Genomic DNA, 1,679 nt, shown 5'->3' on the forward strand with positions numbered 1-1,679 from the left:
ACCCCACCCGCCTGCCTGCCCACCCGCCGCCATCGCCCCCGTGGTTCACAGCGTGGGATGTGGGGGCGGGGTGTGGCGGAGGGTCTCCTAGACTCGGTGGCACAACTGCATACCTCATCCAGAGGGGCTGAGGGATACGGCCCGACGACGCCCCGGCAACCACCCCGCGCGCTCATCGCTGAGCGCCCTGCGGGGCAGGTGCCAATTCCGTCCCCGCCGCAGGGTGCGATGCGGGGAAAGATGAGAGGACTCTCGACATGACGTCGACGCTTCCCGCCGCCCCCGGCATCGACACCACCGCCAGCCCGGCCCGCGCCCTGGTCTGCCGCGCCTGTTCGGCGCGCTACCCGCTCGCCGCCCAGCACGCCTGCTACGAGTGTTTCGGGCCGCTGGAGGTCGACTACGACACCGCCGCCCTGGCCGCCGTCACCCGGGAGCGGATCGAGGCGGGCCCGCAGAACATCTGGCGCTACGCCGCCCTGCTCCCCGCCGGTCAGGACCCGGCCGCCCGGGTGACGCTGGACCCGGGGCTGACCCCGCTGGTCGCCGCCCCGAACCTCGCCGCCGAGCTGGGCATCACCGCGTCGCTCTGGGTCAAGGACGACAGCGCCAACCCGACCCACTCGTTCAAGGACCGGGTGGTCTCGGTGGCGCTGACCGCCGCCAAGGCGCTCGGCTTCACCCGGTTCGCCTGCGCCTCCACCGGCAACCTGGCCAACTCGGTCGCCGCCCACGCGGCCCGCGCCGGCGTACCTTCGGTGGTCTTCATCCCCGGTGACCTGGAGCAGGGCAAGGTGGTCACCACCGCGGTCTACGGCGGCGAACTGGTCGCCATCGACGGTTCGTACGACGACGTGAACCGGCTCTGCGGCGAGCTGGTGGAGACCGACGAGTTCGAGGACACGGCGTTCGTCAACGTGAACGTGCGCCCGTACTACGCGGAGGGCTCGAAGACCCTCGGCTACGAGGTGGCCGAGCAGCTCGGCTGGCGGATCCCGGCCCAGGTGGTCATCCCGATGGCCAGCGGTGAGCTGCTCACGAAGATCGACAAGGCGTTCTCCGAGCTGGTCGAGATCGGCCTGGTCGAGGCGCCCGCCGGCGGCTGGAAGGTCTTCGGCGCCCAGTCCGCCGGCTGCAACCCGATCGCCGTCGCGCTGCACGGCGACAGCGACACCATCGTCCCGGTCAAGCCGACCGGCATCGCCAAGTCGCTCAACATCGGCGATCCGGCCGCCGGCCTCTACGCGCTGGAGGCGGTGCGCCGGACCGGCGGCTGGATGGAGTACGCCGACGACGAGGAGATCCGCGCGGGGATCCGGCTGCTCGCCCGTACCACCGGGGTGTTCGCCGAGACCGCCGGCGGGGTGACTGTGGCGGTGTTGCGCAAGCTGGTCGAGTCCGGCCGGCTGGACCCGGCCGCCGAGACCGTCGTGTTCAACACCGGCGAGGGCCTGAAGACCATCGACGCGGTCGCCGGCCAGGTCGGCCCGACCCACCGGATCAAGCCCTCACTCCGCGCCGCCCGGGACGCCGGCCTCCTCGCCTGACCCCGTTCCGCCGCCTCCCGCCCTCCGGTGCCCGTCGGTCGGCCCTCTCTCCGGCCCCGTTTGCGGCGTGTCGGGGCCTCCCGCCGCCGGTCCGGCGCACCGCCTCCAGCGCGTAGAGGCCGGCGGCCGGAT

Annotated in this window: 1 protein-coding gene and 1 riboswitch; the gene reads left to right on the forward strand. The window is 72.9% G+C overall.

The genetic code is table 11. The features are described 5' to 3' along the window. The first annotated feature begins 111 nt into the window (after nt 1-111). Nucleotides 112-247, forward strand: a riboswitch (SAM riboswitch). A 10-nt stretch (nt 248-257) separates the two neighbouring features. Next, nucleotides 258-1,547 (forward strand): threonine synthase, encoded by a 1,290-nt coding sequence (gene thrC / locus ACSNN7_RS28900; protein ID WP_436684209.1) that lies wholly within the window; start codon nt 258-260, stop codon nt 1,545-1,547. Nucleotides 1,548-1,679 lie beyond the last annotated feature (132 nt).

Source organism: Micromonospora sp. URMC 105 (assembly GCF_051386295.1).
In the GTDB taxonomy this organism is placed as follows: domain Bacteria; phylum Actinomycetota; class Actinomycetes; order Mycobacteriales; family Micromonosporaceae; genus Micromonospora.